The sequence below is a fragment of the Kitasatospora sp. NPDC096204 genome, assembly GCF_044763205.1.
GTDB lineage: Bacteria > Actinomycetota > Actinomycetes > Streptomycetales > Streptomycetaceae > Kitasatospora.
Window position 1 is genome coordinate 205,569 of record NZ_JBIWFT010000010.1, and the last position, 22,244, is coordinate 227,812.

Below are 22,244 nucleotides of genomic sequence, written 5' to 3' on the forward strand. Positions count from 1 at the left end.
ACGGTGGTGGAGATCACGGGTGTGCCGGCGGTGACGGACGACACGTTCGCCGCGGAGGTGCTGGCGGCCGAGGGACCGGTGCTGGTGGATTTCACGGCGGACTGGTGCCCGCCGTGCCGGATGATGGCGCCGGTGCTGGCGGACATCGCGCGGGAGGAGGCGCACCGGTTGCGGGTGGTGAGCGTGGACGTGGACCGCAACCCGCGGACGCAGGCGGCGTACGGGGTGCTGTCGATGCCGACGCTGATGGTGTTCCGGGGCGGTCAGCCGGTGCGGTCGGTGGTGGGGGCGCGGGCGAAGGCGCGGTTGCTGCGGGAGCTGGACGACGTGCTCTAGGCGGGGACGGCCTCGAGCGGGACCTCGGCTTCGGCGGCCTGCTTGGCGCGGTCCTTGGCCTCGCGGCGGGCGAGGACCCAGACGCCGACCGGGATCATCGCGGTGAACAGCCACCACTGGATCGCGTAGGCCATGTGCGGGCCGATGTCGGAGTGGTTGGGCTCGGGGATCAGCTGGGGCTGGTCGGCCGGGGCCGGGGTGGTGCCGGTGAGTTCGAGGTAGCCGCCGAGGAGGGGGACGCCGGTCCGCTTGGCCTGCTCGTCGGTGTTGATCAGGTTGAACTGGCGGTCCGGCAGGCCGGTGCGGTCCTTGATGCCGCTGGCGCCGTACGTCTCCTCGGCGCGCAGGCGGCCGGTGAGGGAGACCTCGCCGGCGGGGGCGGCCGGGACGGGGGGGTACTCGGTGGCCCCGTCGCCGGAGGCGACCCAGCCGCGGTTGACCAGGACGGTGCCCTTGCCGTCGGCGAGCTGGAACGGGGTCACGACGAAGTAGCCGATGGTCCCGCTGGAGTCGGTCCGCTTGCGGACCACGAACTCGTGTGCCGGGTCGTACTGACCGGTGGCGGTCGCCGCGCGCCAGGTGAGGTCCTTGGGGACCGCGAAGCCGGGGGTCGGCGACAGGGTGTCGAAGGGGACCGGCGCGGCCGTGAGGGCCTGGCCGATCAGCTCGTTCCGGGCCACCCGTGCCTCGTGGCGGTGCAGCTGCCAGAAGCCCAGCTTGATCGTCGCGGGGATCAGCAGCAGTGCGATCAACATGGTGATCAGCCACTGTCGGGTCAGCAGAAAACGGTACACATGGGAACGGTACGCCGACCTCACAACGGGCTCACGCACCGGGGTGCGGGGCGACCTCGCGCAGCAGCTGGAGGAAGGCGTCCTCGCCGACGACGGGGGTGCCGACCTCGCGGGCCTTGCGGGCCTTGCCGCTCCAGCCGTCCGGTTCGTTGGTGACCAGCAGGCTGGTGAGGCGGCTCACGGAGGTGGCGATGTGCAGTCCGGCCTCGACCGCGCGGTCCTCCAGGATCTCGCGGTCGGTGGCGGTGTCGCCGGTGATGGCCACCCGCATGCCCTGGACCAGCGGCTTGCCGTCCTCCCAGCGCCCCGGGTTGGGGTACGGGCAGGGCGGTCGCTTCTTGGCCTGGCGGTACGTGGCGCCGGTCCAGCCGGCGCGGCCCGGGTTGGCGGGCTCCTCCTCGCCGAGGTCGGTGACCGCGACGCAGTTCTGCAGCGGCAGTGGCACGCCGCCGTCACGGGCGAGGTGCAGGCTGGGGCGGAAGGCCTCGGCGAGTACCCGGGCGTCGTCCAGGGCGTTGTGGGCGTGGCGCTGCCGGACGCCGAAGTGGGCGGCGAGCGAGGACAGCTTGCCGTTGGGCAGCGGCAGCCGCAGGTCGCGGGAGAGGACCATGGTGCACAGCCGCTGCTCGACCGGGGCGCGCAGGCCGGCCCGGGAGAACTCGCGGGAGATCATGTTCCAGTCGAAGAGCGCGTTGTGCGCGACCAGGACGCGGTCGCGCAGACGCGCGGCGAACTCGTCGGCGATCTGCGGGAAGGTCGGGGCGGTGGAGAGCAGTTCGGCGGTGAGGCCGTGGATCCAGACCGGGCCCGGGTCCCGTCCGGGGTTGACCAGGGTGTACCAGTGGTCGACGACGTCGCCGTCCGGGTCCAGCTGGTAGACGCCCGCCGAGATGACGCGGTCGGAGCGGCCGAGACCGGTGGTCTCGACGTCGACGACCGCGAAGCCCCGGGAGGGGTCGGCGGAGCGCTGCGCGGGGACCGGTGCGGTCCGCGGCACTCCGTACGTCTCGGGCTGGATCGGTTGCATGGTCCAACAGGATAAGGGGCCGGGCGGGGGGTTCCGGCCGGAATGATCCGATGGACCGGCAGGAATAGAGTGGTCGCCGGGGGCGTCGTACACCTGGTCGAAACCGTTCAGCTAAGGAACAGCGCATGCGTGCCACTGTGATTCACGGCCCCAATGACATCCGGATCGAGGAAGTCCCGGACCCGGTGATCCAGTACCCGACGGACGTGGTGCTCCGGGTGGTGAACGCCTGTATCTGCGGCAGCGACCTGTGGGCCTACCGCGGTGTGGCGCACCGGGTGGCCGGCCAGCGGATCGGGCACGAGTTCCTCGGGGTGGTCGAGGAGGCCGGCGCCGAGGTGCGCGGCTTCGCCAAGGGCGACCTGGTGGTGGCACCGTTCGTCTGGTCGGACGGGACGTGTGACTTCTGTCTCGAAGGCCTCCAGACGTCCTGCCCGCACGGCGGGTTCTGGGGGCAGGTCGGTTCGGACGGCGGCCAGGGCGAGGCGGTGCGGGTGCCGTTCGCGGACGGGACGCTGGTGAAGCTGCCGAAGGAGGCGGCGGGTGACGAGAAGCTGCTGCCCGGGCTGCTGGCGCTGTCCGACGTGATGTCGACCGGGCACCACGCGGCGGTCTCGGCGCGGGTGCGGCCCGGCGCGACGGTCGCGGTGGTCGGCGACGGTGCGGTGGGTCTGTGCGGCGTCCTGGCGGCGCACCGGCTGGGCGCGGGCCGGATCATCGCGCTGGGCCGGCACACGGCCCGTACCGAGCTGGCCCGCCGCTTCGGCGCGACGGACGTGGTGGCGGAGCGCGGCGAGGCCGCGGTCGAGGCGGTGAAGGAGCTGACCGGCGGTCAGGGCGCGCACGCCGTTCTGGAGGCGGTCGGCACCGAGGAGTCGATGCGGACGGCCGTCTCGATCGCCCGGGACGGCGGCGCGGTGGGCTACGTCGGGGTACCGCACGGCGGCAGCGCGGGCGTCGACATCGGTCAGATGTTCGGCCGAAACGTTTCACTGAACGGCGGTGTCGCCCCGGCCCGCGCGTACATCCCCGAGCTGCTGCCGGACGTGCTCTCGGGCGCCATCGAGCCGGGTCTGGTCTTCGACCGCACCGTCGGCCTGGACGGCGTTCCGGACGGCTACCGCGCGATGGACGACCGCTCGGCCCTGAAGGTGCGGATCGCGTTCTGAGTCCTCGGCCTCCCGGCACCGGCCCGTGCCGCCCCGTATGGGGTGCGGCACGGGCCGGTGCCGTGTTCCGGGTGGGGCTGGAGGGGTGTGGCATCACTGGGATGGGCTGTTTTTCGGCCAATCGGATGGTGCGAGGGGGCGAACGGTCGACTGATCGCGGCCAACCCCTTCCGGGGTGGGCAGGACGCTCCTAGCATTGCGCGGCGCGCACCAGACCTGTGACGCCCCTCACGCTCGACCGTTCCCCCGTGTGACAAATACGCCGAAGGAGTGAGGAGACAGCGTGGAATCGCCGCCGCTCACCACCGCCGCCACGGAAGCCCAACTCATCGACGAAAGCGAGGAGTTCCGCACCCTGCGGCGCTCGTTCCGAAGCTTCGCCTTCCCGGTCACGATCGGCTTCGTGCTCTGGTACCTGCTCTACGTTCTGCTCTCCTGCTACGCCCCGGGACTGATGCGCGCCAAGGTCCTCGGGCACGTCAACGTGGCCCTGGTGCTCGGGCTGCTGCAGTTCGCGACCACCTTCGCCATCGCCGCCTGGTACGCCCGCTACGCGGACCGGCGGATCGACCCCGCCGCCGCGGCGATCCGCGAGGCGCACGGCGCCGTCGTCCACGCCCCCCGGGAGTCCGCCGAATGACTCTGCTCGCCAGCTCCGCCACCGAGCACCGCGGCCTGACGATGGCCCTGTTCGGCGTGTTCGTCCTGGCCACCCTCGGCATCACCGTCTGGGCCGGGCGGCAGACCAGGAGCGCCTCCGACTTCTACGCGGGCGGCCGCGGCTTCACCGGCTTCCAGAACGGCCTGGCCATCTCCGGCGACTACATGTCCGCCGCCTCCTTCCTCGGCATCGCCGGGACCATCGCGCTCAGCGGCTACGACGGCTTCCTCTACTCGATCGGCTTCCTGGTCGCCTGGCTGGTCGCCCTGCTGCTGATCGCCGAACCGCTGCGCAACTCCGGCCGCTTCACGATGGCGGACGTGCTCGCGTTCCGGATGCGCCAGCGCCCGGTGCGCACCGCGGCGGGCGTCTCCACCATCGTGGTGTCGATCTTCTACCTGCTCGCCCAGATGGTCGGGGCCGGCACCCTGGTGGCCCTGCTGCTGGGGGCCGAGGGCAGTGCCGCCAAGCGCTGGACCATCGTCGGGGTCGGCGCGCTGATGATCGTCTATGTGGTGATAGGCGGGATGAAGGGCACCACCTGGGTGCAGATCGTCAAGGCGGTGCTGCTGATCGTCGGCGCCGCGCTGATGACCGTCCTGGTGCTGGCCAAGTACCACTTCAACCCCTCCGAACTGCTCGGCGCGGCGGCGAGCGCGAGCGGCAAGGGCGAGGCCTTCCTCCAACCGGGGCAGAAGTACGGCACCGGCACCGCCAAGCTCGACTTCATCAGCCTGGGTATCGCGCTGGTGCTCGGCACCGCCGGCCTGCCGCACATCCTGGTCCGCTTCTACACCGTGCCCACCGCCAAGGCGGCCCGGAAGTCGGTGCTCTGGGCGATCGGCATCATCGGCGTCTTCTACCTGATGACCCTGGCGCTCGGCTTCGGCGCGGCCGCGCTGGTCGGCTCCAAGGCGATCAAGGCGGCCAACGCGGCGGGCAACACCGCGGCCCCGCAACTGGCCGAGGCGCTCGGCGGAGGCGTCGGGACCACCGGCGGCGCGATCCTGCTCGCGGTGATCTCGGCCGTCGCCTTCGCCACCATCCTGGCCGTCGTCGCCGGGCTCACGCTCGCCTCCTCGGCCTCCTTCGCCCACGACCTCTACGCCAACGTGATCCGGCGCGGGAAGGCGAGCGAGCGGGAGGAGGTGCTGTCGGCGAAGTGGGCCGCGGTCGCGATCGGCGCGGTGGCGATCGTGCTCAGCCTCTTCGCGGACAAGCTCAACACCGCCGCCCTGGTCGCCCTGGCCTTCGCGGTCGCCGCCTCGGCGAACCTGCCCACCCTGCTCTACTCGCTGTTCTGGAAGCGGTTCACCACCGTCGGCGCCGTCAGCTCGGTCTACGCCGGCCTGGTCACCTCGGTGGTGCTGGTGGTCTTCTCGCCGGTGGTCTCCGGCGCGAAGACCTCGCTCTTCCCGCACTCCGACTTCCACTGGTTCCCGCTGGAGAACCCCGGCCTGGTCTCCATCCCGGTCGGCTTCCTGGCCGGCTGGCTCGGCACGCTGCTGTCCAGGGAACGCCCCGATCCGGCGAAGTACGCTGAACTGGAAGTCCGCTCACTGACCGGGCTGGGCGCCCACTGATCGTCCCGCGATGACTATGCTGGCCCGGCCCGCCGTGACGGTGGCCGGGCCGGCCGCATCTCGGGGAAGGACGCACGTGCTGCTCGACACCTTCGGACGCCAGGCCGTCGACCTGCGGGTCTCCCTCACGGACCGGTGCAACCTCCGCTGCACCTACTGCATGCCGGAGGAGGGCCTGCAGTGGCTGGCCAAGCCGGACCTGCTGACCGACGAGGAGATCGTCCGGCTGGTCACCGTCGCCGTGCGCGACCTGGGCGTGCGCGAGGTCCGCTTCACCGGCGGCGAGCCGCTGCTGCGCCCCGGGCTGGTCGCCGTCGTCGCCGCCTGCTCGGAGCTGGAGCCGCGCCCGGAACTCTCGCTGACGACCAACGGCATCGGGCTGGCCCGCACCGCCACGGCGCTGCGCGAGGCCGGCCTCGACCGGGTCAACGTCTCGCTGGACACCCTCGACCCCGAGGTGTTCCACACCCTCACCCGCCGCCACCGTCACCAGGACGTGCTGGACGGGCTGGCCGCCGCCGAGGCCGCCGGGCTGGCGCCGGTGAAGCTCAACGCGGTGCTGATGCGCGGGGTCAACGACCACGAGGCGGCCGACCTGCTGGCCTGGTGCCTGGAGCGGGGCTACGAGCTGCGCTTCATCGAGCAGATGCCGCTGGACGCCCAGCACGGCTGGGACCGCGCGTCGATGGTCACCGCGACGGAGATCCTGGACCTGCTGCGGGCCCGCTTCACGCTCACCCCCGAGCCGTCCGCCCACCGGGGCGCGGCGCCCGCCGAGCGCTGGCTGGTGGACGGCGGCCCGGGCCGGGTGGGCGTGATCGCCTCGGTCACCCGGCCGTTCTGCCGGGCCTGCGACCGCACCCGGCTGACCGCCGACGGCCAGGTGCGCAACTGCCTGTTCGCGACCGGTGAGACCGACCTGCGCGCCGCGCTGCGCTCGGGCGCGGACGACGCCGAACTGGCCGCGCTGTGGCGGGCGGCGATGTGGGGCAAGAAGGCCGGGGCCGGGATCGACGACCCGGAGTTCCTCCAGCCCGAGCGGCCGATGTCCGCGATCGGCGGCTAGGCGGGCTTCCCGGAATCCTCGGTGCTCGCGGTGTTCTCGGAGGCCTCGGGGGTCCACTCGGCGAAGGCGACGACCTCCTTGAGGAAGCCGCGCACCCCGAGGAACTGGGACAGGTGCTCGCGGTGTTCGTCGCAGGCGAGCCAGGTCTTGCGGCGGTCCGGGGTGTGCAGCTTGGGGTTGTTCCACACCAGCACCCAGCCGGCGTCCGCCCGGCAGCCCTTGGCGGAGCAGATCGGCGTCTGCGGGGTTTCCATCGGGCCGTCCTCAACGATTGGCGGGTACGTCTGCGCCGCCAGTCTGTCACGCCCGCCCGGGCCGAACGGATCCGTCCGGGCATGGCGACGCCGGGCAGCCACGGGGGGAGCTGCCCGGCGTCGGTCCGTCGCTCCGACGGGGGATGCGGAGCGCGTACGCAGTATGTCACGCGAAGACCCGGGGATGGGGAGGTCTTGCATGATTAATCTGAGCTTCTTTTGAGCTTTCTCCGGGCCGGACAAGGGTGAAGCGGCATGAAACGGACGGTCAGTCCACGTCCTGTGAAGGATCGGTGGGAGCGGCCTTTGCCTCTCCTGTACCGGCCTTCGCAGCCGCTCCACCCATCCCACCCGTCCCACCCCTCCCGCCGGGGCCGAGCATCAGCGGGGTGTCGAGCGGGATGTCGAAGGTGCTCGGCAGCCCCGGGGCCCGTTCCCGGCCCGCGTTGGCGATCAGCACCGCGAAGTACGGCAGCAGCACGGCGCCCGCCAGCGCGGCGAACGCCAGGATCCGCTGGACGTCCCACAGCACCACGGCGAGCAGCACGCAGGCCGTACGGACCAGCATCGAGATGACGTAGCGGCGCTGGCGTCCCCGGACGTCCTCGGTGAGGCTGCTGCGCGCCCCGGTGATCCGGAAGACCTGCCCGTCGTCGGCGCTCTTGCCCATGTGTCCTACCGCCCTCGTCGCGCACCCGCGCGCCTGGCCGCGCGGCCTCCTCACGGTACGCCCGGGCACGGGCGGCGACGAGACCGGGTGGGCCGGACCCACCCGGTCGGGTACGCGAAGGGCCTGTCCGGCGGAGCGGACAGGCCCTTCGGTCGGGGCGCCGGCGAGGCGGCGCGGCCCGGTCGGCTACGAGCGCCGGGAGAGGAACTGCGGGGGCACGGCGTCGGTGAGCCAGACGCCGTTCTCGCTGAGCCGGAACTCGTGGCCGGCCGCCGCCATCGCCGCCGCGTTCACGGTCAGCACCACCGGACGGCCGTGCCGGGCGCCGACCCTGGTCGCCGTCTCGGTGTCCGCCGAGAGGTGGACGTCCTGGCGGGCCATCGGGCGCAGCCCCTCGTGGAAGATCGCCGCCAGGTGCCGGCCGGCGGTGCCGTGGTAGAGCACGGGCGGCGGAACCGCGGCGGCCAGACCGAGGTCGACCACCACCGTGTGGCCCTGGTTGGCGCGGATCGAGAGACCGTCCGGTGAGTAGCCGAAGCGGCGCTTGTTGTTGGTCGCCACGACGTGGTCCAGCTCGGCCCGGGTGAGCGGCCTGCCCCGGGCCGCGAGCGCGGTGAGCAACTCGTCGACCCGGACCCAGCCGGCCCCGTCCAGCGTGATCCCCACCAGCCCGGGCTCGTGCCGCAGGATGCGCGACAGCATCTTGCTCGACCTGACCAGGCGCTTCTCGTCCATCATGTCTCTCGTATCCCCCGTAGGTCAGTGGCTAAGAGGCCTGGCTGACCGAACTCATGTTGAAGTCCGTGACACGCACGGGTGGCATCGCGGTGCGGGTGACGACGTCGCTCCACTCGCGGGGCAGGCAGCGTTCGGTGCGGCCCACCTCGGTGATCCGGTCCAGCAGGTCCACCGGGGACTCGTTGAACCGGAAGTTGTTGACCTCGCCGACGACCTCGCCGTTCTCCACCAGGTAGACGCCGTCCCGGGTGAGGCCGGTGAGCAGCAGCGTCGCCGGGTCCACCTCGCGGATGTACCAGAGGCAGGTGAGCAGCAGGCCGCGCTCGGTGCGGGCGATCATCTCGTCCAGCGTCGGCGCCGACTCCTGGTCGGCCGTCTCCAGCACCAGGTTGTCGATCGCCGGGCGCAGCGGCAGGCCGGTGAGGGCGGCCGCGTGGCGGCTGGTGATCAGGTCGTTCAGCACGCCGTCGCGGATCCACTCGGTGGCGGCGATCGGCTGGCCGTTGTCGAAGACCGAGAAGTCCCCGCCGGTGGAGTGGGTCAGCACGAACGGCGCGGCCTCCAGGCCGGGCTCGCGCGGATCCGAGCGCAGCGTCAGCGGCAGGGAGCTGAGCTTGTCGCCGAGCCGGGTGCCGCCGCCGGGCTTGGAGAAGACCGTCCGGCCCTCCTGGGCGTCCCGGCCGCCGGCGTTCCAGTTGAGGACGACCAGCAGGTCGGCGACGGCCGAGGGCGGCAGCAGCGTCTCGTACCGGCCGGCCGGCAGGGCCACCTTGCGGGCGCCCCAGCCGAGCCGCCTGGTCAGCTCGGTGTGCAGGGCGGTGAGGTCGATGTCGGCGAAGTCCCGGGTGGCGGCGCCCACCCAGGCCGAGCCGGAGAGGTCGGCGGTCTTGGCGTTGATCTCGACCATGCCGGTGGGCTGGTCGTGGCGCAGCCGCAGGCCGGTGGAGCTGCCCAGGTAGCTGGAGGTCATCTCGTGCCGGGCGAAGCCGTACAGCAGTTCGCCCTGGGCGGCGGCGCGGGCGAAGGCCTCGCCGAGGGCCGGGCCGAAGGCGTCGAACACCTCGATGGAGGTGAGCGCCGGCGGCTGCGTGAAGTCCGGCGAGGAGGGCTGGTCGGCGATCAGCGGCTGGGCGTCCTCGGCCGGTCCGGCCGCGCGGGCGGCCTCCTCGGCGGCCCGCACCAGGCCCTCCACCTCCTCCGCGGTGACGGCCTCGCGGGAGACCACGCCGGAGGCCGTGCCCTCGGCGCCCGCCACGGTGGCGATCACGGTGAGGCGGCGGCCGCGGGTGACGCCGTTGGTGGTCAGCGCGTTGCCGGCCCAGCGCAGGTTGGCGGTGGACTCCTCGTCGGCGATCACCACGCAGCCGTCGGCGCGGGAGAGACCGAGCGCCAGCTCGACGAGTTCGTGGGGCTGCTTCGCGGTCATCAGTGACCCGCCTCCTGCTGGGTGTTGAGCACGTTGACGTTGCGGAACAGCGCCGACGGGCAGCCGTGGCTGACCGCCGCGATCTGACCGGGCTGCGCCTTGCCGCAGTTGAAGGCACCGCCCAGGAGGTAGGTCTGCGGTCCGCCGACCGCCGCCATCGAGCCCCAGAAGTCGGTGGTGGTGGCCTGGTAGGCGAAGTCCTTGACCTGGCCGGCGAGCTCGCCGTCCTTGATCGCGTAGGCGCGCTGCCCCGTGAACTGGAAGTTGTACCTCTGCTGGTCGATCGACCACGAACGGTCGCCGACGATGTAGAGACCGTTCTCGACCTGGGCGAACAGGCCCTCGGTGTCCGGGCCGTCGGCGGCGGGCTGCAGCGAGACGTTGGCCATCCGCTGCACCGGGACGTGCGAAGGGGAGTCGGCGAACGCGCAGCCGTTGGAGCGTTCGAAGCCCTTCAACCCGGCGATGCCACGGTCCAGCTGGTAGCCGACCAGGATGCCGTCCCTGACCAGGTCCCAGGACTGGGTGGCCACGCCCTCGTCGTCGTAGCCGATGGTGGACAGGCCGTGCTCGGCGGTGCGGTCGCCGGTGACGTGCATCAGCTCGGAGCCGTACTTCAGCGAGCCGAGCTGGTCGAAGGTGGCGAAGGAGGTGCCGGCGTAGGCGGCCTCGTACCCGAGCGCGCGGTCCAGCTCGGTGGCGTGGCCGATCGACTCGTGGATGGTCAGCCAGAGGTTGGTCGGGTCGATCACCAGGTCGTAGCGGCCCGCCTCGACGCTCGGGGCCCGCATCTTCTCGGCCAGCAGGACGGGCAGTTCGGCGAGCTCGGCGTCCCAGTCCCAGCCGGTGCCCGTGACGTACTCGTAGCCGCGGCCGACCGGCGGGGCGAGGGTCTGCATCGAGTCGAAGGCGCCGGTGCGCTCGTCGACCGAGGTGGCCTCCAGGTCCGAGTGCACCCGGATCCGCTGCTGGGTCGTCACCGTTCCGGCGGTGTCCGCGTAGAACTTGTTCTCCTGGACGGTGCGCAGGGCCGCCTGGACGTGCGAGACGCCCTCGGCCGCCAGCAGCCGGGAGCTGCGCTCGGCGAGCAGCGCCGTCTTCTCGGCGTCCGGCACCTCGAAGGGGTTGACCTCGTACGCGGAGACCCAGGTGACGTCGCGGTACACCGGCTCGTCGGCCAGCTCGACCCGCTCGGCGGTGCCGGCCGCCCGGCTGATCCCGCCGGACAGGCGGGCCACCGCGACGGCCTGCTCGGCGACCCTGGCCGCCGCGTCGGGGGTCAGGTCGACGCCGGCGGCGAAGCCCCAGGCGCCGTCCAGCAGCACCCGGACGGCGTAACCGAGCTGCACGCTGTCGGAAGTGCCGGCGGGACGCGCGTCACGCAGCCGCCAGTAGGCGCTGCGGATCCGCTCCAGCCGGAAGTCGGCGTGGCTCACGCCCAGTTCGCGGGCCCGGGTGAGGGCGGCGTCGGCGAGGGGCCGCAGCGGCAGGGCGAGGAACAGCGGGTCGACGGCGCGCCCGTGCGGGGCGCCGGAGCGATCGGCCGGAGGAATCGGAGGCAATCGGGCTCCCAGGTCGCGGAGGGTGGCGGTGTGGCGCCACAGGGGCGCCCGCACCGCATCATTTCCCGTCCACCCGGTTTCCGGCCAGCGCATTACGACCGCTGTGCCGGTTTCGGACGGCGCCGTCCGAAACCGGCGCCGTCCGACCGGTGGGGCCGTCTGACCAGCGCGCCGTCCGATCGGTGGGGCCGTCCGACCGGTGGTGCCCGGATGGTCGGCGGCGCCGGTCGGCAGGCGGCCTTGTCCGACCGGCGGGGCCGGTGCCCCCGGCCGGTGGGTGCGGGCCGTCAGCCGACGCTCTCCCACCAGCCGTCCAGCTCCGGCGGGTTGTCGACGTCGACCCGCTCGCCGGGCCGCGGCACGGCCAGCGGGACGGCCTGCTCCTTGGCGGCCTTCACCAGCCGTTCGACCGGCTCGGACCACGGGTGCAGGCCCAGGTTGAAGGTGCACCAGTGGACGGGCACCAGCAGGCCGGCGGCCAGGTCCCGGTGCGCGAGGACGGCGTCCTCCGGGGTCATGTGGATGTCCGCCCAGGCCGCGTCGTAGGCGCCGATCTGGACCAGAGCGGCGTCGAACGGCCCGTGCTGCGCACCGATCCGGGCGTAGCCCTCGAAGTAGCCGGAGTCGCCGGTGTAGAAGACCTTGCGGTTCGGGCCGGCGACCACCCAGGAGCCCCACAGGGTGGTGTTGCGGGTCAGCCCGCGGCCGGAGAAGTGGTGCGCCGCGGTGAGGGTGAGTACCAGGTCGCCCAGGGTGCAGGTCTCGTCCCAGTCCAGTTCGATGATCCGGTGCTCGGGGACGCCCCAGCGGCGCAGGTGGGCGCCGATGCCGAGCGGCACCGCGAACGGCGCGGACTGGCTGCGCACCAGACGCTTGACCGTCGCCATGTCCAGGTGGTCGTAGTGGTCGTGCGAGATCAGCACCGCGTCGACCTGCGGCAGCTCCTCCAACTCGACCGGCACCGGGTGCAGCCGCTTGGGACCGACGTGCGCGGCGGGGGAGCAGCGGTCGCTCCAGATCGGGTCGAACAGCACCCTGAAGCCCTCGATCTCCACCAGCGCGGAGGCGTGCCCGTACCAGACGACCTCCACGCCCTCGGCGGCCGGCCCGGCCGGGATCGCGGGGCGGACCGTCGGCACCGGACGGGAGGGGACGCGGCCGGCCCGCTCGAACAGCATCCGGCGGGCGGTGGCGCCGTCGAAGCCGGGGGCGCCGGCGGCGCGGGCGAGCGTGGAGGGGGCGTTGTGGAAGACGCCGTCGCGGTACTGCGGGGAGTTGCGCACCCGCTCCTCGCGCTCGCCGTCCGGCCGCCGCCCGAACGCCGCCGGGAGGTCGCGCAGAGACCAGGCTGCCGCCCCCAGGCCGGCCGCCAGGGCGGTGAGGGCCAGCAGTCGTCCGCGTCGGTGGGTGCTCCCGGGCCGTGCCTTGGTCATCCGCTCTGCCTTCGTCGCTCACCGGGATGGTCGGGGATCGGTACGGCAGGTCCCGGGCCGGCCCGCACCACGGGGGCAACGGGTGCGCCCGCCCGTGTTGTTCCCGTACAGTCGCCCCGATCCGGGCAGCGCCCCGGCCTGGGCGATGTCCGTCGCCGGGGCGGCGTGAGCGGGTGCGGATTGTCGGATTGCGACAGATCCGCCGGGGTCGCGCTGTGGGAGACCGATGCGCCGCCGCCGCCGACCGCCCGATAGCGTCACATTGCGTGCGCATTCCGACGTACGCGCTCACACACGGAGAGAGGTGGATCGTTGAGCCGCTCGGTTCTCGTCACCGGAGGAAACCGGGGCATCGGCCTCGCGATCGCCCAGGCCTTCGCCGAGGCGGGCGACAAGGTGGCCATCACCAGTCGCGCGGGTGAGGTGCCCGAGGCGCTGGCCAAGTACGACGTCCTCGCGGTCCGCTGCGACATCACGGACGCCGCGCAGGTCGACGCCGCCTTCACCGAGATCGAGCAGAAGCACGGCGCGGTCGAGGTACTGGTCGCCAACGCGGGCATCACCCACGACACCCTGCTGCTGCGCATGTCGGAGGAGGACTTCACCTCCGTCGTGGACACCAACCTGACCGGCACCTTCCGGGTGGTCAAGCGCGCGTCCAAGCTGATGATGCGTGCCAAGAAGGGCCGTGTCGTGCTCATCTCGTCCGTGGTGGGCCTGTCCGGCTCCCCGGGCCAGGCCAACTACGCCGCCTCCAAGGCCGGCCTGGTCGGTTTCGCCCGGTCGCTGGCGCGCGAGCTCGGCCCGCGCAACATCACCGTCAACGTGGTCGCCCCCGGCTTCGTCGACACCGACATGACCGCCGTGCTCAGTGACGAGCGCCGCGCGGAGATCGTCTCGGGCGTGCCGCTGGGCCGCTACGCGGCGCCCGCCGAGGTCGCCTCCACCGTGCGGTTCCTCGGGTCGGACGAGGCCGCGTACATCACTGGAGCCGTCATTCCCGTCGACGGCGGATTGGGCATGGGTCACTGATCATGAGCGGAATCCTCGAGGGCAAGCGGATCCTGATCACCGGTGTGCTGATGGAGTCCTCCATCGCCTTCCACACCGCCAAGCTCGCGCAGGAGCAGGGCGCGGAGATCATCCTCACCGCCTTCCCGCGCCCGAGCCTGACCGAGCGGATCGCCAAGAAGCTGCCGCACCCGGTCAAGGTGCTGGAGCTGGACGTCTCGAACCCGGAGCAGCTGGCCGGCATCGCCGACCAGGTCCGCGAGCACCTGCCGACCCTGGACGGCATCGTCCACTCGATCGGCTTCGCCCCGCAGGACGCGCTGGGCGGCAACTTCCTGGACACCCCGTGGGAGTCCGTGGCCACCGCGATGAACGTCTCGGCGTACTCGCTGAAGTCGCTGACCACGGCGCTGCTGCCGCTGATGCAGGACGGCGGCTCGGTGGTCGGCCTGACCTTCGACGCGCAGTTCGCCTGGCCGCAGTACGACTGGATGGGCCCGGCCAAGGCCGCCCTGGAGTCGACCAACCGCTACCTGGCGCGCTACCTGGGCGAGCGGGACATCCGCTGCAACCTGATCTCGGCCGGTCCGATCGGCTCGATGGCCGCCAAGTCCATCCCGGGCTTCGGCGACCTGGCCGACACCTGGAACCACCGCTCCCCGCTGAAGTGGGACCTGAGCGACCCGGAGCCGGCCGGCCGCGGCATTGTCGCGCTGCTGTCGGACTGGTTCCCGAAGACCACCGGCGAGATCATCCACGTCGACGGCGGTCTGCACGCCATCGGCGCCTGACGCTCCGCCCGTACGCCGCTGCCCGGCACCCCTCGTGGGGGTGCCGGGCAGCGGCGTTCTGTTCTTGTTCGGTGCGGCCCGGGGTGCTTCTGGATGGGGGCCGGGGCCGAGGGACGGGGCAGCCGGAGCCGTGGGCGGGGGGTGGGGTGGCGTCGGAGGCCGGTGTGCGGGCGGTCAGGCCTCGATGGTGGCGCAGGGGCCGGGGGCGGCGCGGCCGGCCTCGACGGACGCGCGCTGGGCGTCGCCGTCCCTGATGGCCTCCAGGATGGCCTGGTGCCCGATGTAGCGCTCGGGGATCAGCTCGGGGCCGATGTCGTGCCGCAGGAGTTCGCGGGTGGCCTCGCCGAGGTCGGCGTAGACGGCGAGCAGGACGTCGTTGTGGGCGGCCTCCACCACGGCCTGGTGGAAGGCGGCGTCGGCCTGGACAAAGTCCTCGGCGTCGCCGGAGAGCCAGGCGGCCTCCCGGCGGGCCATGGCGCCGTCCAGCAGCTCCAGGTCGCGCGCGGTGCGGCGGGTGGCGGCGAGAGCCGCGGCCGAGGTCTCCAGCGCCGCCCGCAGCTCCGCGACCTGGGCCTGGTCGGCGTCGGCGAAGCGGCGGTGCATCACGCCGGCCAGCTCGCTGGTGGCCAGGACGTACGTTCCGGAGCCCTGTCTGATGTCGAGCAGCCCGTTGTGGGCGAGGGCGCGGACGGCCTCGCGGACGGTGTTGCGGGCGACACCGAGCTGTTCGACCAGGGCGGCCTCGGTGGGGATGCGGGAGCCGACCGGCCATTCCCCGGAAGTGATCTGGGCACGCAGCTGTGCGATCACCTGGTCGGACAGCGGGGTGCGCCTCGGCGAGGACAGCGCCACGGGGACTCCTTGCGACTACGGCTCGGTGGGGCCTGGGTGGGAGATGGCCGGCGGATGAACGGTCGGCACATCATGCCAACAACGAGGTGCATCAATTCATCCCATCATTCTATGATGCTCTCCATGCCCGCAGCAGACACCACCGTTTCCGCCCGGACCGAGAGCCGGACGCCGGCCGCCGAGCGGTCCGCCACCTCCGGCTCCGACAAGTACCTGGGCTGGCTGTTCGCCATCGCGATCGCCGCCGCCGCCTTCAACCTGCGCCCCGTGGTCACCAGCCTCGGGCCGCTGCTCGACCAGGTCCGCGACGACCTCGGGATGAACCCGACGCTCGCCGGACTGCTCACCGCCGTCCCGTCGCTGTGCTTCGCGCTGTTCGGCTTCGCCGCACCGGCCGCGGCCCGCCGGATCGGCCCGATCGCGGTGGTCACGGCCGGGATGGGCGCGATCACGGCCGGCGTACTGGCCCGCTCCTTCGCCGGCGGCACGGCGGTGTTCCTGCTGCTCACCGCGCTCGCCATGGCCGGTGTGGCGGTCTCCAACGTGCTGCTGCCGGTGGTCATCAAGCGGTACTTCCCGGAGAAGGTCGGTCCGATGATCGGCCTGTACTCCATGGCGCTGTCCGCCGGCACCGCGCTGGCCGCGTTGGTCAGCGTGCCGCTGACCAACGCGCTCGGCGGTGACTGGCGCCATGGACTGGGCGTCTGGGCCGCGCTGGGCGCGCTCGCCCTGGTGCTCTGGCTGCCGGTGCTGATCGCCAAGCGCGAGCGCGGTGAGCGCGCCGACGGCGCCGCCCTCGCCCGGCTGCCCATCACCCGCAGCCGTACGGCCTGGGCGCTGGCCTGCTTCTTCGGCCTCCAGGCCACCGGCGCTTACGTGGTGATGGGCTGGCTGCCGAAGATCTTCCAGGACGCCGGCGTCGACAAGGGCACGTCCGGGGTGCTGCTCGCGGTCACCATGGTGATCGGCGTGCCGGTCTCCTTCGTGCTGCCCAACCTGGCCGCCCGCCGCGGAGACCAGCGGCCGTTCGTGGTCGTGCTGGCCTCCTGCGGCATCGCCGGGTACGCCGGGCTGGCGTTCGCCCCGGCCGGCGGGGCGTGGGTCTGGGCCGTGCTGGTGGGTCTGTCCAACTGCGCCTTCCCGCTGGTGCTGACGATGATCGGACTGCGTGCCAGGACGGCGGGCGGGGTGGCGCAGCTGTCCGCCTTCGCCCAGGGCGTCGGCTACCTGATCTCCGTTCCCGGCCTGATCCTGATCGGCCGGATCTACGACATCACCGGCCAGTGGTACTGGCCGCTGGGATTCCTGGCGCTGCTGCTGGTGCCGCAGATGCTGTTCGGTCTGCGCGCGGCGCGGGCCCGGCACATCGAGGACGAGGCGGTGCACCCGGCGGAGCAGGCCAAGGCGTGACGCCCCCAGGCAGGGCGTGCGATGCCTCGCGCAGGGCGTGCGATGGCTCGGAGGAGCGCGTGACGCCATGGTGGGGCGCGTATGGCAGTGGACGGGCGTGTGACGCCGTGGCGGGGCGCGTGAGGCTGAGAGGCGGTCGGACGCGGCGGTGAAGGCCGGGCCTGGTGAGGAAGGCCGGGCCTGGTGGGGAAGGCCGGGCCTGGTGGGGAAGGTCAAGGTCCGGCCAAGGGGGAGGGGCCAGCGGAGGACGGGCGTGTTCGGGATGCGAGACTTCCGGACATGCCCGTTCTCGATCCCAATCCCACCGACGGCCGCAAGCAGCTCGGCCGCATCGCCCTCGCCTTCGGCGCCATCGTGGTGCTGGTGGCGGTCATCGCCACCGTCGCGGCCACCATGGGCTGACGGACGCCCGTACGCCATCCGACGCCCCGGTGAACGGGGCATGATGACACTCGTCGTCCCTCGGAGTGGCGGCATCCGGGAGCATCGCGCCGCCGAGCCGCTTTTCTGCCAAGCTTGCTGGGTATGAGCGCCGACACGCCCCGCAGGATCATCGTTCTCCGCCATGCCAAGGCCGATTGGCCGAACGGCGTGGACGACCACGACCGGCCGCTGGCCGACCGGGGCCGTCACCAGGCCCCGGACGCCGGCCGCTGGCTGGTGGACTCCGGCATCAGCCCCGACTACGTGGTCTGCTCCACCGCACTGCGCGCCCGCGAGACCTGGAAGCTGGCCGTGCACGAGCTGCCGCAGCGGCCCCTCAAGACCGTCTACGAGGAGCGGGTCTACGAGGCCAGCCCCGGCGAGATCATCGCGGTGCTCCAGGAGACCCCGGAGGAGTACTCGGACGTGGTGCTGGTCGGCCACAACCCGGGAGTGCTGGGCCTGACCCAGGTGCTGGCCGGGGACGCGGGCGACCGGGACGCGCTGGAGCGGTTGCGGCTCGGGGGCTTCCCGACGGCGGCGATCGCGGTGCTCAGCTTCAGCGGCTCCTGGAAGGGCGTCGAGCCGGGCGTGGCCGAGCTGGTCTCGTACCACACGCCGCAGGACTGACCCCGGAATGTACGTGAGGGGCGCGCGGGCTGATCCGCGCGCCCCTCGTGTGTCCGCGGCTGCGGGACGCAGACCGCGGGCGCTCCTGGGCGGGCCTCACTCCATCGGTCGTCGCCGGGCCCGCGCCTATTCGGTCGGGGTGCCGTGCAGCGCGTCGGCCGCCTCGACCTCCTCGCGGGTGATGCCCAGCAGGTACAGCACGGTGTCCAGGAACGGCACGTTCACCGCGGTGTCGGCGGCCTCGCGCACCACCGGCTTGGCGTTGAACGCCACCCCGAGGCCGGCCGCGTTCAGCATGTCCAGGTCGTTGGCGCCGTCGCCGATCGCCACCGTCTGCTCCAGCGGCACCTTCGCCTGCTCGGCGAAGCGAGCCAGCCAGCGGGCCTTGCCCGCCCGGTCCACGATCTCGCCGACCACCCGGCCGGTGAACCTGCCGTCCACCACCTCCAAGGTGTTCGCGGCCGCGAAGTCCAGCCCCAGCTGCTCCACCAGGTGGTCGGTGACCTGGGTGAAGCCACCGGATACCACCGCGACCTGGTAGCCGAGGCGCTGCAGCGTACGGATCAGAGTGCGCGCGCCCGGCGTGAAGCGGACCTCGGCGCGGACCTTCTCGGTCACCGAGGCGTCCAGCCCGGCCAGCAGCGCCACCCGGGCCCGCAGCGACTCGGCGAAGTCCAGCTCGCCGCGCATCGCCGCCGCCGTCACCTCGGCGACCTCCTCCTCGCAGCCCGCGTGGGCGGCGAACAGTTCGATCACCTCGTCCTGGATGAGCGTCGAGTCGACGTCCATGACCACCAGGCGCTTGGCGCGGCGCTCCAGCCCGGCGGCGACCACCGCGACGTCCACCCGCTGGGTGGCCGCCTCCTGGGCCAGGGCGGCCCGCAGCTCGTCGGTGGCCACGCCGGAGACGGCCAGCTCGACGGCCGTCACCGGGTACTTGGCGAGCCGGAAGACACGGTCGATGTTGCCGCCCGAGGCGGTGATCCGGGAGGTGAGCGCGGAGACGGCGGCGGCGGTCAGCGGGTTGCCGAGCACCGTGACGTGCGAACGGCCCTCACGGCGCGGCCGGTTGTCACCGATGCCGGAGAGGATCTCGGCCTGGAGCTTCTGCTCGTCGGCCCAGCGGTGGACGGTGGCCCGCAGCCCACCCTCGGCACCGGGTGTGGGAGGCGGGGTGACCAGGGCGCACAGCGTGATGCGGCCACGGGTGACGACCTGCTCGATGTCGATGACGTCGACGCCGAAGCCGGCCAGCGTCGCGAAGAGGCCGGCGGTGATGCCGGGGCGGTCCTTGCCGAACACCTTGACGAGCAGGGTGCGCTCGTCCGCGGTCCGGTGCTGGGCGGCGGGGAGGGGCTCAGCGGCCAGGGGCGATGCGTTCATGGTGCCTCCCACGCTACCGGGCGGCCGAGGGCCCGGGAGCACCCGTCCCACCTCGCGGGACGCCGCGGGTCAGGGCTCGGTAGCAGCCTGGTCACAGTCGCCAGGGCTGACTTTCACCGGCGGTCGGCAGGCTGGAATGATTCCCCCCGTCAGTCACAGGAACATCGCAGCCCCGGCCGGGGGCCACAATTCGGGGGAACCGAGAGAGCGGGGCAGGCGAGCAGTGCCGCAACTCGTCATCGAGATCAACGGACAGCAGCGGACTCTGGAGCCCGGGCGGTCCTACACCATCGGGCGCAACCCGCAGTCGGACTTCACGTTCGACGACGCCAGGGTCTCCTGGCAACACGGGACCATCAGCTTCAACGGCAGCGGTTGGCAGCTGGACGACCACGGCAGCACCAACGGAACGTACGTGGCCGGCGCCCGCACCATGCAGGCCCAACTGTTCCCCGGTGCCGTGGTCAACCTGGGCAACCCGGAGAACGGCCCCCGGCTCGGCTTCTCCGCACCCGCGCACGCCGCGGCGCCGCAGGCCCCGGCCCCGCAGGCCGCCCCGGTGCACGAGGCCGCCACCAGCCGCGGCCCGGCGCCCACGCCCCAGCAGCCCGCTCCGCAGCAGGGCTGGCCGCAGCACGACCCGTACCAGCAGCCGCAGCAGCAGGCCTGGCAGGGGCAGGTGCAGGCCCAGCCGGCGTTCCCGCAGCAGCAGTACGGGCCGCCGCAGGCGCAGCCGGCCCCGCAGCAGCTCCAGCCCCAGCACGGTGGCTTCCCCCAGCAGGGCTTTCCGGCCCCGCCGCAGCACGACGGCGGGCCGCAGCCGACCATCATCCGCAACCTGACGTCGGCGATGCGCACCGTCCGGATCGGCCGTGCGCTCGACAACGACGTCGTGGTGTCCGACCTCCAGGTCTCCCGCCACCACGCCGAGCTGCACCAGCTCCCGGACGGCCGCTACGAGATCGTCGACCTCGGCAGCCACAACGGCATCTTCCTCAACGGCCAGCGGGTGCAGCGTCAGCTGATGGGCCCGCAGGACCGGCTGACCGTCGGCCACTCCAGCTTCGTCCTGGTCGGCGACCAGCTGCAGGAGTTCGTCGACACCGGTGCGGTCTCCTTCTCCGCCCGCCACCTGACCGTCGAGGTCGAGCACAAGGGCGCCAAGAAGATCCTGCTCAACGACGTCAGCTTCGGTGTCCCGGAGAAGTCGCTGGTCGCCGTCATCGGCCCGTCCGGCTCCGGCAAGTCCACGCTGCTGCGCGCCCTCACCGGCTACCGCCCGGCCGACCGCGGTGAGGTCCTCTACGACGGCCGCAACCTCTACAAGCAGTTCGCCGAGCTGCGCTCGCGCATCGGCCTGGTGCCGCAGTCCGAGATCCTGCACCGCGAGCTCACCGTCCGCAAGGGCCTCAAGTACGCGGCCCGGCTGCGCTTCCCCGGCGACACCGAGGCCCGCGAGCGCGACGCCCGGATCGACGAGGTGCTGTACGAGCTGCGCCTGGACAAGCGTGCCGACAACAAGATCACCGCGCTTTCCGGCGGCCAGCAGAAGCGTGTCTCGGTCGCCCTGGAGCTGCTCACCAAGCCCTCGCTGATCTTCCTGGACGAGCCCACCTCGGGCCTCGACCCGGGCATGGACCGCGAGGTCATGCAGATGCTGCGGGGCCTCGCCGACGACGGCCGCACCATCCTGGTCGTCACCCACTCGGTGGCCGAGCTGGCGCTCTGCGACCGACTGCTGGTGATGGCGCCGGGCGGTTCGGTGGCCTACTTCGGCCCGCCGGACGAGGCGCTGCACTTCTTCGGGTACGAGACCTGGGCGGACGTCTTCCAGGCCTTCGAGAACTACCCGGACCACGACTGGGCCGGGCGCTACCGCGGCTCGGTGCACTACCAGCAGTACTCCGCGCCCACCGTGGAGGCGGGTGAGGTGCAGCACGTCCAGGTCGCCCAGGAGGCCGTCAGGCCGCCGAAGCCGCAGAGCTGGGGCTCACAGCTGTGGACGTTGATGCGCCGCTACATGTCGGTGCTCGCCTCGGACCGCGGCTTCCTCGCACTGTCCGTGCTGCTGCCCGCCGTCATCGGCGCGGTCAGCGTGCTGATCCCCAACGAGCCGGGGCTCGCGCCCAATCCCAAGACGCAGCTCCACCTCAACAGCGGCGCCGCGACGATCATGCTGATCCTGGCAATCGGCGCCTGTTTCTCCGGAGCGGCCAACTCCGTCCGCGAGTTGATCAAGGAGCGGGCGATCTACGAGCGAGAACGAGCCACCGGGCTCTCCCGCTCGGCGTACATGATGTCCAAGATCATCGTGCTGGGCTTCTTCAGCGTGATCCAGGGCGCCATCATCTCCGCCGTCGGCTTCCTGCCGCGCAAGCTCCCCGAGCACGGCCTGATCGTCAAGAACCTGCCGGTCATCGAGATGACCATCGGCATGATCCTGCTGAGCTTCGCCGCGATGATGTTCGGCCTGATGATCTCCGCACTGGTGAAGACCGCCGAGAAGACCATGCCGCTGCTGGTCATGTTCGCCATCGTGCAGGTCGTCTTCACCGGCTGCCTCTTCCAGATCTTCAGCAAGCCCGGACTGGAGCAGGTCGCCTGGCTGATGCCGGCCCGCTGGGGAACCGGCATGGTGTCCACCACGCTGGACCTCTCCGTGCTCATGGGCCCGTGGAACAAGGACTTCCAGAACCCCAACTACGACCCGCTCTGGAAGCACAGCGTCGCCCAGTGGGCGATCGACGCGGGTGTGCTGATCGCCATCTCGATCGTCATCGGCGTCATCGTGACCCGGCTCCAGCGCCGGCACGAGCCTGAGGTCATGCAGAAGGGCTGACCCTTCTCGACGGCAGGCCGAGGGGCGGCCCTCCCAGTGGGGAGGGCCGCCCTTTCGTATTCCGGGCGTGTTCGGTTCCGTGCTCCGGGCGGCCCTCGGGGCTCCGGATGGTCTTCCCAGGCCTCCGGGCGGGCCCTGTGGCCTAGGTCCCCGGACCTGGGCCCGGGGCGGCCGCGGACGGACGCG

At 72.2% G+C, this 22,244-nt stretch carries 21 protein-coding genes; 11 read left to right on the top strand and 10 right to left on the bottom strand.

The annotated features are described in order from the left end of the window. The first annotated feature begins 3 nt into the window (after positions 1–3). A complete protein-coding gene (gene trxA / locus ACIQ87_RS13845; protein WP_392878278.1) occupies positions 4–336 on the top strand; it encodes a thioredoxin in 333 nt (110 codons plus the stop codon). On the opposite strand, the gene ACIQ87_RS13850 is transcribed toward trxA, so the two are convergent. Continuing rightward, positions 333–1,130, bottom strand: a complete 798-nt coding sequence (locus ACIQ87_RS13850; protein WP_392878277.1) for an SURF1 family protein — start codon at positions 1,128–1,130, stop codon at positions 333–335. The two genes, trxA and ACIQ87_RS13850, sit on opposite strands and share 4 nt — an antisense overlap. A 31-nt stretch (positions 1,131–1,161) precedes the next feature. Continuing rightward, positions 1,162–2,157 (bottom strand): DEDDh family exonuclease, encoded by a 996-nt coding sequence (locus ACIQ87_RS13855; protein WP_402405758.1) that lies wholly within the window; start codon positions 2,155–2,157, stop codon positions 1,162–1,164. A 125-nt stretch (positions 2,158–2,282) separates the two neighbouring features. On the opposite strand from ACIQ87_RS13855, the gene ACIQ87_RS13860 reads away from it, so the two are divergent. The 4 genes from ACIQ87_RS13860 (at position 2,283) to moaA (ending at position 6,636) form a co-directional block, all read left to right on the top strand. After that, on the top strand, positions 2,283–3,326 hold the full coding sequence (locus tag ACIQ87_RS13860; protein ID WP_402405760.1) for a zinc-dependent alcohol dehydrogenase family protein: 1,044 nt from the start codon (positions 2,283–2,285) through the stop codon (positions 3,324–3,326). A 283-nt stretch (positions 3,327–3,609) separates the two neighbouring features. Next, complete coding sequence (locus ACIQ87_RS13865) at positions 3,610–3,966, top strand: DUF485 domain-containing protein (RefSeq protein ID WP_402405762.1); 357 nt, start codon at positions 3,610–3,612, stop codon at positions 3,964–3,966. Next, positions 3,963–5,570, top strand: coding sequence for a cation acetate symporter (locus tag ACIQ87_RS13870; RefSeq protein WP_402405764.1), 1,608 nt, complete (start codon positions 3,963–3,965; stop codon positions 5,568–5,570). The genes ACIQ87_RS13865 and ACIQ87_RS13870 overlap by 4 nt, the downstream gene beginning before the upstream one ends. A gap of 76 nt (positions 5,571–5,646) precedes the next feature. After that, positions 5,647–6,636, top strand: a complete 990-nt coding sequence (moaA, locus tag ACIQ87_RS13875) for a GTP 3',8-cyclase MoaA (RefSeq protein ID WP_402405813.1) — start codon at positions 5,647–5,649, stop codon at positions 6,634–6,636. Here the strand turns inward: moaA and ACIQ87_RS13880 are convergent. The 6 genes from ACIQ87_RS13880 to ACIQ87_RS13905 all read right to left on the bottom strand — a co-directional run bounded on the left by ACIQ87_RS13880 (position 6,633) and on the right by ACIQ87_RS13905 (position 12,719). Further along, the gene (locus tag ACIQ87_RS13880) at positions 6,633–6,890 is read right to left on the bottom strand and encodes a hypothetical protein (RefSeq protein WP_402405766.1); all 258 of its coding nucleotides are present in this window, start codon (positions 6,888–6,890) and stop codon (positions 6,633–6,635) included. The genes moaA and ACIQ87_RS13880 overlap by 4 nt on opposite strands. Positions 6,891–7,158: 268 nt before the next feature. Further along, positions 7,159–7,560, bottom strand: coding sequence for a DUF3099 domain-containing protein (locus ACIQ87_RS13885; protein ID WP_392913950.1), 402 nt, complete (start codon positions 7,558–7,560; stop codon positions 7,159–7,161). Between the two features lie 186 nt (positions 7,561–7,746). Then, the gene (locus tag ACIQ87_RS13890) at positions 7,747–8,295 is read right to left on the bottom strand and encodes an RNA 2'-phosphotransferase (protein WP_402405815.1); all 549 of its coding nucleotides are present in this window, start codon (positions 8,293–8,295) and stop codon (positions 7,747–7,749) included. Between the two features lie 31 nt (positions 8,296–8,326). Further along, positions 8,327–9,724 carry a metallopeptidase TldD-related protein gene (locus tag ACIQ87_RS13895; RefSeq protein ID WP_402405767.1) on the bottom strand — a complete coding sequence of 466 codons (1,398 nt, stop codon included), beginning with the start codon at positions 9,722–9,724 and terminating at the stop codon, positions 8,327–8,329. Beyond that, positions 9,724–11,286, bottom strand: coding sequence for a TldD/PmbA family protein (locus ACIQ87_RS13900; protein ID WP_402405769.1), 1,563 nt, complete (start codon positions 11,284–11,286; stop codon positions 9,724–9,726). The genes ACIQ87_RS13895 and ACIQ87_RS13900 overlap by 1 nt, the downstream gene beginning before the upstream one ends. Before the next feature lie 287 nt (positions 11,287–11,573). Next, complete coding sequence (locus ACIQ87_RS13905) at positions 11,574–12,719, bottom strand: MBL fold metallo-hydrolase (RefSeq protein WP_402405770.1); 1,146 nt, start codon at positions 12,717–12,719, stop codon at positions 11,574–11,576. Between the two features lie 312 nt (positions 12,720–13,031). Here ACIQ87_RS13905 and fabG point away from each other — a divergent pair, with 312 nt between their 5' ends. Continuing rightward, entirely contained in the window at positions 13,032–13,751 is a 720-nt protein-coding gene (fabG, locus tag ACIQ87_RS13910) for a 3-oxoacyl-[acyl-carrier-protein] reductase (protein WP_402405772.1), read from the top strand. A 2-nt stretch (positions 13,752–13,753) separates the two neighbouring features. Continuing rightward, a complete protein-coding gene (fabI, locus tag ACIQ87_RS13915) occupies positions 13,754–14,521 on the top strand; it encodes an enoyl-ACP reductase FabI (RefSeq protein ID WP_402405773.1) in 768 nt (255 codons plus the stop codon). Positions 14,522–14,695: 174 nt separating this feature from the next. Here the strand turns inward: fabI and ACIQ87_RS13920 are convergent, their stop codons facing one another. Then, positions 14,696–15,373: a FadR/GntR family transcriptional regulator gene (locus ACIQ87_RS13920; RefSeq protein WP_402405775.1), complete on the bottom strand. Its 678-nt coding sequence runs from the start codon at positions 15,371–15,373 to the stop codon at positions 14,696–14,698. A gap of 123 nt (positions 15,374–15,496) precedes the next feature. Between ACIQ87_RS13920 and ACIQ87_RS13925 the strand changes: the two genes are divergently transcribed. The 3 genes from ACIQ87_RS13925 to ACIQ87_RS13935 all read left to right on the top strand — a co-directional run bounded on the left by ACIQ87_RS13925 (position 15,497) and on the right by ACIQ87_RS13935 (position 17,836). Then, the gene (locus tag ACIQ87_RS13925; RefSeq protein WP_402405777.1) at positions 15,497–16,783 is read left to right on the top strand and encodes a CynX/NimT family MFS transporter; all 1,287 of its coding nucleotides are present in this window, start codon (positions 15,497–15,499) and stop codon (positions 16,781–16,783) included. Positions 16,784–17,062: 279 nt separating this feature from the next. Continuing rightward, positions 17,063–17,185, top strand: a complete 123-nt coding sequence (locus ACIQ87_RS13930) for an SGM_5486 family transporter-associated protein (protein WP_402405779.1) — start codon at positions 17,063–17,065, stop codon at positions 17,183–17,185. Between the two features lie 123 nt (positions 17,186–17,308). Next, the gene (locus ACIQ87_RS13935; protein ID WP_402405781.1) at positions 17,309–17,836 is read left to right on the top strand and encodes a SixA phosphatase family protein; all 528 of its coding nucleotides are present in this window, start codon (positions 17,309–17,311) and stop codon (positions 17,834–17,836) included. A gap of 126 nt (positions 17,837–17,962) precedes the next feature. Here the strand turns inward: ACIQ87_RS13935 and serB are convergent, their stop codons facing one another. After that, a complete protein-coding gene (serB, locus tag ACIQ87_RS13940; protein WP_402405783.1) occupies positions 17,963–19,219 on the bottom strand; it encodes a phosphoserine phosphatase SerB in 1,257 nt (418 codons plus the stop codon). A gap of 223 nt (positions 19,220–19,442) precedes the next feature. Between serB and ACIQ87_RS13945 the strand changes: the two genes are divergently transcribed. Further along, positions 19,443–22,058, top strand: a complete 2,616-nt coding sequence (locus ACIQ87_RS13945) for an FHA domain-containing protein (protein WP_402405785.1) — start codon at positions 19,443–19,445, stop codon at positions 22,056–22,058. The last annotated feature ends 186 nt before the right edge of the window (positions 22,059–22,244 follow it).